Raw genomic sequence first — 13111 nt, 5'->3', positions numbered from 1 at the left:
AACCGGTGATCGCCCCCGGTCGCTGCCCCGTAGGCGGGTTACGGCCGGGTCGCGGCCCGCTCCAGCAGGCCCCGAAGCGCGCTCTGCTCCTCCGGGGCGAGGCCGGCCAGCGGGGAGTCGACCGCCAGGAGCGCGAGGAGGCGTTCGCGGAGCGCGGTGCCTTCGTCGGTGAGGACGAGCTGTTTCGCGCGCCGGTCGGTGGGGTGCGGATGACGCCCGATCAGGCTCTGCTTCTCCAGCTTGTCGACGACGAACGTGGTGTTGGAGGGCTCGCAGCTCATGCGCTCGGCGAGCTCGCGCATGGTCATCGGCCCGCTCATCTCCCGCAGCGCGGTCGCCTGGGACGCGGTCAGGCCCAGGGCGGCGGCGCGCTCCCTCACGTGTTCCGCGATGCGTTGGGCGAGCCCGTTCACCAGACCGCACAGCTGTCGCTCGGCGATGGCCTGCTGCTCCGGGGGCGTCGTCATACCACCACCCTAGCAAGTCCGTGAAGCCGAAATAATTACAACTTGAATGATTCGAATTTGATGTTTATGGTGGCGTCGTCGCCGGGGCGAACCGCGGCGACCTGATGGCAGATCACAGGAGAGAACCCATGGCCGACTTGACGGCGATCGAGGACGTACGACTGCGCCGACCGGCGGGAATCCGCTCGCTACGGCTGGGCGACACCAAGGTGTCGTACGTGCCGGACGGCGACGTACGGCTGCGCCCGCCCGCACTGCTCCCGGACAGCACCGACGAGGTGTGGGCCGCGCATCCGGAGTACCTGGACCCCGAGGGGCACCTCGTGGGGAGCGTCGGCGGCCTGCTCGTCGAGCACGGGGGCCGTGCCCTGCTGATCGACGCGGGCTTCGGGCCGCAGGAGCACGCGGCCCCGGACGGCCCGCTCGCCACGATCCGGGGCGGCTCGCTGGTGCGCAGTCTGGCCGAACTCGGTCGCCGTCCCGAGGACGTCGAAGCGGTGGCCTTCACCCACCTGCACGCCGACCACCTCGGTTGGGCCTGCCACCCCGCGCCCGGTGGCGTGGGGCCGGTCTTCGCGCACGCCGAGTACCTGGTCTCGGAGCTCGAATGGGCGGGGCGCGACCTCCTGGCGGCCCAGGGCATGGCCGAGCAGGTCGCGGCCCTGGCGCCGCGCGTGCGTACGATCGCGGACGGCCAGGAGATCTTCCCCGGCGTGCGGGTACGGATCACCCCCGGCCACACCGTCGGGCACGCCGAGTACGTGATCACCGGCGGCGGGCGCCGGCTGATCGCCTTCGGGGACGCCGTGCACTCGCCGCTCCAGATCGACCATCCGGCGTGGTCCTCGGGCTTCGACCACGACGGCACCCTGACCGCCGGTCACCGCCACCGCCTCGTCGCCGAACTGGCGGAGCCCGACACCATCGGCTTCGGCGTCCACTTCGCCGACGTGGTGTTCGGGCACGTCCGGTCGGACGGGGACGGCCCGGCCTGGCGCCCCCTGGACGGCTGAGGTCGGGCTCCCGGGATCCGGGGCGACGGCCGCCCGGCGCGGGATCAGGACGAGAGCGGGTTCGAACCCGCCGGGACGGCCTCCTCGGGCACGAGCGGCCCGGGGGCGGTGCCGTCGCCGAAAGGACGGCCGCCGAGCGCCTCCCGGTCGTGCGGTGCGAGCCAGCCCGAGAGGTCCGGCCCGGCGGGCACGATGCCGGTCGGGTTGATGTCCTCGTGCACCAGATAGTAGTGACGCTTGATGTGGTCGAAGTCCACGGTGTCGCCGAAGCCGGGGGTCTGGAACAGGTCGCGGGCGTAGGCCCACAGCACCGGCATCTCCGACAGCTTCTGCCGGTTGCACTTGAAGTGGCCGTGGTAGACGGCGTCGAAGCGGACGAGGGTGGTGAACAGCCGCACGTCGGCCTCGGTGATGGTGTCGCCGACCAGGTAACGGGACGCCCCGAGCCGCTCCGTGAGCCGGTCGAGCCGGGCGAAGAGCTGCTCGTACGCCGAGGCGTAGGACTCCTGGGACCCGGCGAAGCCCGCACGGTAGACGCCGTTGTTCACCTCCCGGTAGACGGTCTCGTTCACGGCGTCGATCTCCGCCCGCAGCTCGGTCGGGTAGAGCGCGGGAGCCCCCTCGCGGTGGTGCGCGGCCCACTCCACCGACATGTCGATCGTGAGCTGGGCGAAGTCGTTGGTCACCACCTTGCCGGTCGGGACGTCGACGACGGCCGGAACGGTGATGCCCCGGTCGTAGTCGGGGTCGCGGGCGAGGTAGGCCTCCTGGAGCCGCTCGATGCCGAGCACCGGGTCGCGGCCCCCGGGATCGAGGTCGAACCGCCAGCTCCGCTCGTCGTGCGTCGGACCCGCCACCGCCATCGGGAGCGCCTTCTCCAGCCCGAGGAGTCGACGTACGACCACGGCACGGCTCGCCCAGGGGCACGCCCGGCTGACCACCAGCCGGTAGCGGCCCGGCTCGACGGCGAAGCCCTCGCGTCCGTCGGCGGTGATCCGGGTGGTGATGTACCGGCTGTCGCGCGCGTAGGCCGCGCCCCGGTTCACATAGCTCACGTCAGGCCCCTGCCTTCCCTGTGCCAAGGGTGTGGTTCCGCTTCACCGTCTCCCCGTGACCGCTCCACCGTGCCGATGTGGACACGGACGGTGACATCGGGTACGTCCTTCGCAGCAGCGCCTACCCGGCACCTCGCCCGCTACGCCCCCGCCGGGTCCCGCGGGGTCACAGTTCGGGCAGGAACGGCAGGTAGTCCGCGTGGGGGCCGGAGGGGATCACCGCGTAGCTGCTCTCGGGGAGCTCGTTCCACACGCCGGGCAGGTCACCGAGCGGCTCGGAGACCACGAGGCGGGTCTCGTCCGAGACCTCCTTGAGGTAGGGCAGCTCCGGATGGAGGTGGCGGACGGTCTCGGCCCTGCTGCTGTAGTACAGGGACCGGGACTTCCCCTGGCTGGAGTAGCGGAAGGCCCAGACGCGCTCGCCGTCGCTCACCGCCACCGTCATCTGGAGCGGCTCGGGCACGCCGTGCTCCTTGCCGAGCCGCTCCACCAGTCCCGCCATCCTGGCCACCGCACCCGGGGGGTCCTGGTCGAGGCCGAAGGTGACCGCCAGGTAGAACATCACCTCGGAGTCCGTGGACCCCTCGATGCACGGGAACAGTGCGGGATCGACGGCCATGCACAGGTCACGCTGCAGCCGGTGGAAGTCCGCGATCGCGCCGTTGTGCATCCACAGCCAGCGGCCGTGGCGGAACGGGTGGCAGTTGGACTGCTGGATCGCCGAACCCGTCGAGGCACGGACGTGCGCGAAGAACAGCGGCGAGCGCACGTGCGCCGCGAGTTCCTGCAGGTTGCGGCTGTTCCAGGCCGGGCCCACGTCCCGGAAGACCGCTGGTGTGCCGTCGCCGTCGGCGCTGTACCAGCCGATGCCGAAGCCGTCGCCGTTGGTCGGTTCCGCGCCCATCCGGGAGCGGAGGCTCTGGTTGATCAGCGAGTGCTCCGCGCGGTAGAGCACGGTGTCGAGGAGCATGGGCGAACCCGAGTAGGCGAGCCACCGACACATGCGCACCATCCCCTTCGCGACCTGCTCCGAGCCTAACCCCACCGACGTCACGGTTCCCGCGGGACAGGCGGGACAGGCGGGACAGGCGGGACAGGCGGGACGCGCGGGGGCGGGGCAGGGCGGGGGCGGGTTCAGGAGAAGAGCCAGCGCGTCTGGCTGTATCCGCCCTTGCCGAATCCGAAGGCCGTGCTCGGACGCACCGCGAAGACCACCGCCTCGCCCGCGTCGGGACTCACGAAGACACCGTCGCCGATGTCGAAGTGCCACTCGGCGCCGTACTTCGCCTCCCAGGCGGCGGCCAGCCGGCGCAGCCGCTCGGGATCCGTGACCCGGGCCGCCACCCCCTCGACGACCAGGTCGAATCCCTCGTGGAGGGTGTTGGTGCCGGTGGTGAGGACGACGTGCTTGTTGCCGCGGAGGTTCTTGGCCTTGCGTTCGTCGGGTCCGGTGCAGAAGTGCAGGGCGCCCTCCGCCCAGACGCCGATCAGCGGCGTGACGTGCGGCCGCGCGTCGGGGCGTACGGTCGTCAGCCAGTACAGCTCCGCCGCGGCCAGCCGGGTGACGGCCTCCCGCCAGGGCACGGCCTTCGCCCGTTCGTCGCTGTAGCGCGCGTCCAGTTCGGCGCGGGGTTCCTCGTCGGCCATGGGCTGTCCTCCTGAGGCGGTCGGCCTCCAGTGTGCACCGGGGCCGCCGGGAGGCGCCGCCCACGCGGTGGGGGGGGGGGGGGGGGCGCCCGCCGGGGGGGGGGGGGGGCCCCCCCCCGCGGGGGGGGGGCGCCCGCCCACATGGTTGTTGTAGGAAGGGGCGCGGGGGGTGGGGGGGGGTCGCGGCTGGGGGGGTTGGGACGCTGGTCTCCGCGGGGGGGGGGGGGCCCCCCCCGGGGGGGGGCCCCGCCCCCCCCGCGGGCGCCCCCCCCCCCCCCCCCGCCACCGGCCGTCAGTGGCCGAAGTCGAACCAGTTGACGTTCACGAAGTCGGCCGGCTGGCCGCTGGCGAAGGTCAGGTAGACGTCATGGGTGCCGGTGACGGCCGTGATGTTCGCGGGTACCGTCCGCCAGCTCTGCCAGCCGCCGGTGGAGGCGACCGAGAAGCTGCCGACCGGCGCCGAGGCCGGGTTGTCGAGCCGGACCTCGACCAGGCCGCTGACCCCGCCGGCGGCACCGCTCGCCACGCGCCCGTAGAACTGCCGGGCCGGGGTGGCGCCGAAGTCGACGCCCCGGAAGAGCGCCCAGTCGCCGTTGCCGATCGCCGCGACGTTCTGACCGCCGCCGCTGTCGGTGGTGCTCTCCTTGGACAGGCCCGACTGGCCGTCGTAGGACTCGGCCCGGATCGCCGTGTACGCGTCGCGCTGACCGGGCGGTGTGGTCGGCGGGGTGGTGGGCGGTGTCGTCGGGGGAGTGGTGGGCGGCGTGGTGGGAGGTGTGGTGCCGCCCGTCGACCGGAGGACGGACACGTAGTCGACGACCATCGCGTGCCCGGGCTGGGTGCCGGCGTCCGGGCCGCCGCCGAAGGCGTCCGGGAATCCGCCGCCCATGGCGACGTTCAGGATGATGAAGTAGCCGTGGTTCGTGGCATCGGTCCAGGTCGTCGCGTCGACCTGATCGGCCCGCACCGTATGGAAGTTGAACTCGTCGACGTAGAAGCGCATCTCCTCGACAGCGGTCGAGCGGTCCCACTCCACGGCGTACGTGTGGAAGCCGGCCTGGCACGTGGCGCCGGGGCAGGCGCGCTGCCCGCCGATCCCGGAGGTCTCGTTGCAGGGGCCACCGGGGCTCGTGCCGCAATGCAGGGTGGCCCAGACGTTGTTGAGGCCCTGGACGTTCTCCAGGATGTCGATCTCGCCGATGCCCGGCCAGTTCCACCAGTTGCCGCGGTAGGGGGCGCCGAGCATCCAGAACGCCGGCCAGTAGCCCTTGGCGGCCGGGCCCGTCACGTTCGGCATCTGGATGCGGGCCTCCGACCGGAGCTTGCCGCCCGCAGGTGGCTCGAAGTCGGCCCGTCGGGTCTCGATACGGCCGGACGTCCAGTTGCCGGCGGCGTCCCGGCGCGGGGTGATGCGCAGGTTGCCCGCGCCGTCGAGCGAGACGTTGGAGGGGTCGGCGGTCATCGTCTCGATCTCGCCGGTACCGAAGTTGGCGGGTCCGCCGGGGTAGGAGGTGCCGGTGGTGTACTGCCAGTCGGCGGTGTTCACCCCGGATCCCGCGGCTCCGTCGAAGTCGTCCAGGAACACCTGGGACCAGCCGGTCGGTGCGGGGGGAGCCGCGGCGCTCGCGGGCAGGACCACGGCCGCGGCGGCTGCCGCGACCACGGTGATCGTGCTGAGTGCGGCGAGTACGGCCCGCCGGACCGTCGGCCGCTTCCTGCCGGATGTCTCGTGCATGGATGCCCTCTCTCAAGCGCGCCGAGGCGCGGTGCGGGGGGAAGGGTCAGCGGATCGGCGCCCGGAGAACCTTCTGAGAGCGCTCTCAGAGCGGCGCCGCTGGACACTGTCCTCCGCGCCCTCACGGGCCGTCAAGAGATTGAACCGGCAAAGCGCTTACGGGCAGGGGGAGTTCAACCAATGAACGCGAGGGGCTCCGGTCGATGGCTCGACCACCGACCGGGGCCCGTACCGGCGCCGCCCGCCGGCCGCCCGCGGACGGTCGGCGGGCGGCAGGGCGCTCACCCGTACGGACCAACTCGCCGTACGTCACACCGGCGGACCGAGTACCTCCTCGGCGCCGGGCAGGTCATGGACGGAGGCCGCCGTCCCGGTCAGCGGCAGCAGACCGGCCAACGGGCACGGTACGGGCATCTCGTGGTCGACCTCCCACTGCCCGACCGTGTTCCCGCCCGCGTGGTCCATGGTGCAGACGGCGTACAGATTGCCCGCGCAGCCCCGGCACAGCAGCGGCCGGTGGCCGGTCACCACGGGCGGTCCGGAATGCCGCGCGCGACACGCTCTTGTAGCGTCGGTCGCGACAGGACTCCCGGTGCTCGCACCGGAGTCCGCCGGCCGGTTCGCTCACGCGGAACACGTCCCGTCAGCGCTCCGAGCCACCCGTGTGCCGCCCGCGCCGGAGCCGAGCCGGTCCGCCCCTCGCGACGCGACCGGGCGCACGCGCAGCCCCCGTGAGAGAGGCCGTGCCGATGTCGAAGGATGTCCCGATAGCGAGCCTGCTGCGTGTGGAGCGGGGCGTCGCCGCCCCTGAGGAACTGGCCGCGATCGCGGTCGTCGTCGCGTGTTACGCCCAACGGACCTCCGGCGGCGGCGACGAGACCGGTGCCGTCGAGCCCGGCCGCCGGCGCACCGCCGTAGCGGCCGCCGGCTGCTGGGCAGGTTGCTGGGCCTGCCGCTGAACCCCTTCCGCCGGCCGCACGCACGGCCGGCGGAAGCGGGGGCGAGGTTCTCACGCCCGACGCAGCACCGTCGAGAGGACCTCGCGCAGCGTCGCCGCGGCATCGGCCACGGCTCCCTCCGAGCGCCAGGCCACGAACCCGTCCGGCCGTACGAGCACGGCGCCCTCGGGGCTCATCGCGTGGACCTCGGTCCAGTCGGAGCGCCCCTCCTGGACCAGGTCCGCATCCGGCCCGGAGCCGATGGTGCAGGCGTCCAGCCGCAGCGTCAGTTGCTCGGCCACCCGCCTCGCGGCCGCCTGCCACGGTGTCCCCGTACCGCTGAGCAGCACGAACGAGCGCTCGTAGAGGTCCAGGGTGGAGATCCGCTCACCCGCGCGGGTCACCCACATGTGCGGGGCCCGGGTCCCGGTGTCGCCGACCAGGCGCAAGGTCTCCGGGATGACGGGCAGTCCGGCCTCGCCGCCGACGAGCGCGCCCGCCGGGTAGCGGTAGCCCATGGCGGTGGTCAGGACCCCGCTGCCGGGCCCGCCGCCCATGGTGGGCGGCGGCGCGTACCCCGGGTGGCTGTGCTCGGCCGAACGGGCCGACGCCCGCTCACTGGTGGCCCTGGCCACGGGCAGTCGCTCGGCCTCGTAGGTGTCGAGCAGCTCGATGCCGGCCGAGCCGTCCAGTACCGCGGCGATCTTCCACGCCAGGTTGTGCGCGTCCTGGATACCCGTGTTCGAGCCGAACGCCCCCGTGGGGGACATCTCGTGGGCCGCGTCCCCGGCCAGGAACACCCGACCGGACGAATACCGCTGCGCCACCCGTTCGGCCGCGTGCCACGGCGCCTTGCCGCCGATCTGCACGTCCAGGTCGGGTACGCCGATCGCGTCGCGGATCTGATCCACGCACCGCTCGTCGGTGAAGTCCTCCAGGGTCTCGCCCTGCTCCGGGTGCCACGGGGCGTGGAAGACCCACTGGGTCTTGTTGTCCACGGGCAGCAGTGCCCCGTCCGCTCCCGGGCGCACCAGGTAGCAGACGATGAAGCGCAGGTCGCCCAGCACCTCGACGAGCTTCTCCGAGCGGAAGGTGACGCTCACGTTGTGGAACAGCTCGCCGTTACCCGTCTGGGGGATCCGCAGCTGCTCCCTGACGGGGCTGCGCGGCCCGTCCGCGGCGATCAGGAAGTCGGCGCGCACCGTGATGTGCTCGCCCGTCTCCCGATCCTTCACCACGGCGTTCACCCCGGTGGCGTCCTGGTCGAAGCTCATCAGCTCGGTGGCGAACCGGACGTCGGCGCCCAGGTCACGGCTCTGTTCGGCCAGTACGGGCTCGATGTTGTTCTGGCTGCACAGGCACCAGCCCGTCGGGCTGAAGCGGGCCAGTGCCCCGGCCGGGTCGATCGACTTGACCAGCCAATTGTGGTCGCCGTCGGTCAGTGACCGGGCCTGCAGAATGCCCTGATTTCCCTCCAGTACGGACGCCGCCCGGCGGATCGCGCGCTCCGCCCCTGCCGTGCGGAACAGCTCCATCGTCCGGGCGTTGATGCCACGGCCCCGCGGATGCGCGGAGGTGCCGGAGTGCTTCTCGACCAGCAGGTGCCTCACTCCGTGGCGGCTCAGGAAAAGCGAGGTGGACAGGCCCACGAGGGAGCCGCCCACGACGAGAACCGGTACGCGAACATCGGCGTTGTCTTCCATCAGCTGCGGGCTCCTGTTTTCTGTGTGGGGGAGTGGAGTCTTTATGCCCCCGATCCGCGATGAGGCCCAGTTGATTCGCCGGTTGTCACCCGCTTGATCCGGACATGTAGCGGTACGTCCCCACCCGGATGACGATGAGCGACAGCGGCTCCCCCTGAGACGCGCCGGCCTGCCGTTCCCCACCGAGGCGGTCGCCGGCCCGGGCGGACGCCACCGGTGACGGACGAGGGGTCCGTACGCGATGGATCTCCACCCCCTCATGAAGGAGTGAGTAGATGACAACCACCCTGTCCGAACGGGTGTCGCAGTCAGCCTTCGACGGCTCCATGCTCCGGGTCGTCCTGCTGATGGATCTCCACGAGGGGACCCAGCAGCAGTTCTTCGAGGCGTACGAACAGCTCCGCCACGACATCGCGTCGGTTCCGGGCCACATCAGCGACCAGCTGTGCCAGTCCTTCGAGAATCCCTCCCAATGGCTCATCACGAGTGAGTGGGAGAGTGCCCCGCAGTACCTCGCATGGGTCAACAGTGAGCATCACGCCGAACAGGTGAAGCCGCTCGGCGCGTGCGCCCGCGCGATGCGCCCGCTCAAGTTCACCGTCCTGCGCGAGACCGGCCGCGGCTACGGCCAGGCGGACCGCCCGGTCGAGGCACGCCTGCAGAAGACCCCCCGGCTGGGCGCGGGCATCGTGCGCCACGCCCTCACGTTCACCGTCAAGCCGGGCAGCGAGAAGGAGGTCGCCGCCATCCTCTCCAGCTACACCTCGCCGGAGGCCCGGGTCGACGACCACACCCGGCTCTGCCGGACCTCGCTGTTCATGTACGGCAACCGCGTCGTGCGCACGGTGGAGGTCCAGGGCGACCTGATGACGGCCCTGCGCCACGTCTCCGAGCAGCCCGGGGTCCGGGCGGCGGAGGAGGCGCTCAACCCGCACCTGGAGAAGGACCGGAACCTGAACGACCCGGAGTCCGCCCGCATGTTCTTCATGCGTGCCGCGCTCCCGGCGGTCCACCACATCGCCGCACCCGAGCCCGAGTCCGCCGACGTGCAGCGGCACGCGCTCTTCTACCCGGCCAAGCCCGGCTGCGGCGCCGCGCTCGCCAAGTTCCTGGCCCGGCAGGACGAGGAGGCCGCACGGAACCCTGGCAGCCCCGTTCGGAGCAGCAGCATCTTCCAGCGTGACGACATCGTCGTCCGGCTCATCGACGTCCGCGGCCCGTTCGACGCCGAGCCCGACACCACCTTCGGCGTATCGGGACCGCGCAAGGCGGCGGTGCTCGACCGGCTGACGGCCCGGGCCGGCAGGCGGGTCCGTGCCACGGGCCACACCATGAACCTGATCACGGACCGTCGGGCACCCGCGGATTCCTGATCCTCCCCGGCCCGCCCGGTCCGTCCGGCGCGGCACGCCCGCCCGGCGCGTCCGGTCGGCCCGGTCGGTCCGGTCCACCCCGGGCCCGTCCCAGCCACCGGCCCCACCCCCGATCCCCATCCATCCGCACCCAGGCTCTCCCCACACGCAGGAGGAACCCGCCATGACCCAACAGCGCCCACGCATCGTGGACCTCAGCGAGACGCCCCCCAACCGCCGGCGCGGCGGAGACCTGAGGGCGGTGCTCACCCCGACCTCCGTGGGCTCCACGAGCGGCTTCATGGGTCTGGCGATCATGGCCCCCGGTGAGTCGATCGCCGAGCACTACCACCCGTACTCCGAGGAGTTCGTGTACGTGGTCAGCGGCCGCCTGGAGGTCGACCTCGACGGCGAGGCCCACCCGCTGCGCACCGACCAGGGACTCCTGGTTCCGCTGAACGTGCGCCACCGCTTCCGCAACGTCGGCGACACCGAGGCCCGCATGGTCTTCCACCTCGGCCCGCTGGCCCCGCGCCCCGAGCTCGGCCACGTGGACACCGAGCAGGCCCCGCACCCGGAGGGCACCGCGTGGGAGCAGCCCCCGGACCGTACGGGAGCGGTCTCGTGACCCGCCGGCGGGTGGCCGTCACCGGTGTCGGTGTCGTCGCACCCGGCGGGATCGGCGTCCGCGACTTCTGGGACCTGCTCTCCAACGGCCGTACGGCGACCCGCGGGATCAGCCTCTTCGACCCGGCCGGGTTCCGCTCCCGGATAGCCGCCGAGGTCGACTTCGACCCTGCCGCGCACGGCCTCGAACCGGGCGAGGCGGACCGGGCCGACCGCTACATCCAGTTCGCCCTGGTCGCCGCCCGGGAGGCGGTGAAGGACGCGGGACTCGACCTCACCACGGACGAGGCCTGGCGCACCGGAGTCTCCCTCGGCACGGCGGTCGGCGGCACCACCCGGCTGGAGCACGACTACGTGGCCGTCAGCCAGTCCGGCTCCTGGTGGGACGTGGACCACAAGCGGGCCGGCCCCTTCCTGCACCGGGCGTTCACCCCCGCCACCCTTGCCTCCGCCGTCGCGGAGCAGACGGGTGCGCGGGGCCCGGTCCAGACCGTCTCCACCGGCTGCACCTCGGGACTCGACGCCATCGGCTACGCCGTGCACTCCATCGCGGAGGGCCGGATGGACGTCTGCATCGCGGGCGCCTCCGACTCACCCATATCGCCCATCACGGTGGCCTGTTTCGACGCCATCAAGGCGACCTCGCCGAACAACGACGACCCGGCCCACGCCTCCCGGCCGTTCGACGCCGACCGGGACGGGTTCGTCCTCGGCGAGGGCGGCGCCGTCCTGGTACTCGAAGAGCTGGAACACGCCCGCGCCCGCGGTGCGACCGTCTACTGCGAGATCGGCGGCTACGCCACCTTCGGCAACGCCCACCACATGACCGGGCTGACCGCCGAGGGCCTGGAGATGGCCCGCGCCATCGAATGCGCCCTCGCCGAGGCCGGCGTCGCCGCCGACGAGATCGACTACGTCAACGCGCACGGCTCCGGCACCAAGCAGAACGACCGCCACGAGACCGCCGCGGTCAAGCGGGTCCTGGGCGACCACGCCTACAAGACGCCGATGACCTCCATCAAATCCATGGTGGGGCACTCCCTCGGCGCGATCGGCGCCATCGAACTCGCGGCCTGCGTACTCGCCATGACCCACCAGGTGGTACCGCCGACCGCGAACTACGAGACGCCCGACCCCGAGTGCGACCTGGACTACGTACCCCGTGTCGCCCGCGGCCGGAAGCTGCGCAGCGTGCTCTCGGTGGGCAGCGGCTTCGGCGGATTCCAGTCCGCCGTGGTCATGACCCGGCCGAAGGAGGAGGTCTCGTGACCAGCCGTACGGTCATCACGGGCATCGGAGTCGTCGCGCCCAACGGCGTGGGCGCCGACGCCTTCTGGAAGGCGACCCAGTCCGGCCTCAGCGTGCTGGACCGGGTCACACGGGCGGGCTGCGAGCACCTGCCGCTGCGCGTCGCGGGCGAGGTACGGGGCTTCGACCCCGGTGCCTTGGTCGAGGACCGCTTCCTGGTCCAGACCGACCGCTTCACCCACCACGCGCTCGCCGCCGCCGACCTCGCCCTGGAGGACGCCCGGCTCGGCCGGGCCGACTACGAGGGCGACCCCTTCTCCGTGGGCGTCGTCACCGCCGCCGGATCCGGCGGCGGTGAATTCGGCCAGCGCGAACTGCAGCACCTGTGGGAACAGGGGCCGCGCTTCGTCGGCCCGTACCAGTCGATCGCCTGGTTCTACGCGGCGAGCACCGGCCAGATCTCCATCCGGCGCGGGCTGAAGGGCCCGTGCGGGGTCGTGTGCAGCGACGAGGCGGGCGGTCTGGACGCCTTCGCGCACGCCGTCCGCGGGATCCGCCAGGGCAGCCGGGCCATGCTGGTCGGGGCGACCGAGGCACCGCTGGCGCCGTACTCCATCGTCTGCCAGTTGGAGTACGACGGCCTGAGCACCCAGGACGACCCCGAGCGCGCCTACCGGCCGTTCACCGACAAGGCCTGCGGGTTCGTCCCCGCCGAGGGCGGCGCGATGTTCGTCGTCGAGGACGAGACGCAGGCCCGGCGCCGCGGCGCCACCGTACGGGCCGTCGTGGCCGGCCACGGCGCGACCTTCACCGGCACCCGGCAGCGGGACGAGTCCGGCGAGGGGCTGGCCCACGCCGTGCGCGGCGCCCTCCGGGAAGCCGGCTGCGCGCCCGAGGAGATCGACGTGGTCTTCGCCGACGCCATGGGGACCCCGGAGGCCGACGCGGCCGAGGCGGCCGCCATCGCCGACGCCCTCGGCGCGCACGGGCGGAAGGTGCCGGTCACGGCGCCCAAGTCCGGTACCGGCAGGGCGTACTGCGCCGCTCCCGCCCTCGACACCGCGGCCGCGGTGCTGGCCCTGGAGCACGGCATCGTCCCGCCGACCCCGAACGTCTACGACGTCTGCCACGACCTCGACGTGGTGACGGGCAGCGCCCGCACCGCGGAACTGCGTACCGCACTGGTGCTCAGCCGCGGCCGGATGGGGTCGAACTCCGCACTCGTCGTCCGCAAGGGCTCGTCGGGCTCGTAGGACCCGAAAGGCTCGTAGGACCCGAAAGGCTCGTGGGGCTCGTAAGGGCTCCTGGGAAGAAGGGAGAACCAAG

Annotated in this window: 13 protein-coding genes; 6 read left to right on the top strand and 7 right to left on the bottom strand. The window is 72.4% G+C overall.

Annotation, left to right across the window (positions count from 1 at the left end):
• Positions 1–38 precede the first annotated feature (38 nt).
• Positions 39–467, bottom strand: coding sequence for a MarR family transcriptional regulator (locus ACGFYY_RS26605; RefSeq protein WP_365279148.1), 429 nt, complete (start codon positions 465–467; stop codon positions 39–41).
• Positions 468–595: 128 nt separating this feature from the next.
• On the opposite strand from ACGFYY_RS26605, the gene ACGFYY_RS26600 reads away from it, so the two are divergent.
• On the top strand, positions 596–1480 hold the full coding sequence (locus ACGFYY_RS26600; protein ID WP_393713036.1) for an MBL fold metallo-hydrolase: 885 nt from the start codon (positions 596–598) through the stop codon (positions 1478–1480).
• A 44-nt stretch (positions 1481–1524) separates the two neighbouring features.
• Here the strand turns inward: ACGFYY_RS26600 and ACGFYY_RS26595 are convergent, their stop codons facing one another.
• The 5 genes from ACGFYY_RS26595 to ACGFYY_RS26575 form a co-directional block, all read right to left on the bottom strand.
• Positions 1525–2535 (bottom strand): glutathione S-transferase family protein, encoded by a 1011-nt coding sequence (locus ACGFYY_RS26595; protein WP_393713034.1) that lies wholly within the window; start codon positions 2533–2535, stop codon positions 1525–1527.
• Positions 2536–2701: 166 nt separating this feature from the next.
• Entirely contained in the window at positions 2702–3538 is an 837-nt protein-coding gene (locus tag ACGFYY_RS26590; RefSeq protein ID WP_365279154.1) for a class II glutamine amidotransferase, read from the bottom strand.
• Between the two features lie 131 nt (positions 3539–3669).
• Positions 3670–4182 (bottom strand): pyridoxamine 5'-phosphate oxidase family protein, encoded by a 513-nt coding sequence (locus tag ACGFYY_RS26585; RefSeq protein WP_393713032.1) that lies wholly within the window; start codon positions 4180–4182, stop codon positions 3670–3672.
• Positions 4183–4474: 292 nt separating this feature from the next.
• Positions 4475–5917: a glycoside hydrolase family 16 protein gene (locus ACGFYY_RS26580; protein ID WP_393713030.1), complete on the bottom strand. Its 1443-nt coding sequence runs from the start codon at positions 5915–5917 to the stop codon at positions 4475–4477.
• 309 nt (positions 5918–6226) lie between these two features.
• Complete coding sequence (locus tag ACGFYY_RS26575) at positions 6227–6448, bottom strand: hypothetical protein (RefSeq protein ID WP_365265765.1); 222 nt, start codon at positions 6446–6448, stop codon at positions 6227–6229.
• Between the two features lie 218 nt (positions 6449–6666).
• On the opposite strand from ACGFYY_RS26575, the gene ACGFYY_RS26570 reads away from it, so the two are divergent.
• Positions 6667–6876, top strand: coding sequence for an acyl-CoA carboxylase epsilon subunit (locus tag ACGFYY_RS26570; protein WP_393713027.1), 210 nt, complete (start codon positions 6667–6669; stop codon positions 6874–6876).
• A 50-nt stretch (positions 6877–6926) separates the two neighbouring features.
• Here the strand turns inward: ACGFYY_RS26570 and ACGFYY_RS26565 are convergent, their stop codons facing one another.
• Positions 6927–8558 carry an FAD-dependent monooxygenase gene (locus ACGFYY_RS26565; protein WP_365265769.1) on the bottom strand — a complete coding sequence of 544 codons (1632 nt, stop codon included), beginning with the start codon at positions 8556–8558 and terminating at the stop codon, positions 6927–6929.
• Between the two features lie 275 nt (positions 8559–8833).
• On the opposite strand from ACGFYY_RS26565, the gene ACGFYY_RS26560 reads away from it, so the two are divergent.
• From ACGFYY_RS26560 to ACGFYY_RS26545, 4 genes are all read left to right on the top strand, one after another.
• Positions 8834–9931 (top strand): SchA/CurD-like domain-containing protein, encoded by a 1098-nt coding sequence (locus ACGFYY_RS26560; protein ID WP_365265771.1) that lies wholly within the window; start codon positions 8834–8836, stop codon positions 9929–9931.
• A 163-nt stretch (positions 9932–10094) separates the two neighbouring features.
• Entirely contained in the window at positions 10095–10538 is a 444-nt protein-coding gene (locus tag ACGFYY_RS26555) for a cupin domain-containing protein (RefSeq protein WP_161293001.1), read from the top strand.
• Complete coding sequence (locus ACGFYY_RS26550; protein WP_365265775.1) at positions 10535–11806, top strand: beta-ketoacyl-[acyl-carrier-protein] synthase family protein; 1272 nt, start codon at positions 10535–10537, stop codon at positions 11804–11806. The genes ACGFYY_RS26555 and ACGFYY_RS26550 overlap by 4 nt, the downstream gene beginning before the upstream one ends.
• The gene (locus tag ACGFYY_RS26545) at positions 11803–13038 is read left to right on the top strand and encodes a beta-ketoacyl synthase N-terminal-like domain-containing protein (RefSeq protein ID WP_393713023.1); all 1236 of its coding nucleotides are present in this window, start codon (positions 11803–11805) and stop codon (positions 13036–13038) included. Before ACGFYY_RS26550 ends, ACGFYY_RS26545 begins: the two co-directional genes overlap by 4 nt.
• Positions 13039–13111 lie beyond the last annotated feature (73 nt).

Source organism: Streptomyces sp. NPDC048331 (assembly GCF_043201215.1).
Classification (GTDB): domain Bacteria; phylum Actinomycetota; class Actinomycetes; order Streptomycetales; family Streptomycetaceae; genus Streptomyces.
This window is presented reverse-complemented; position numbering and strand designations above follow the sequence as displayed.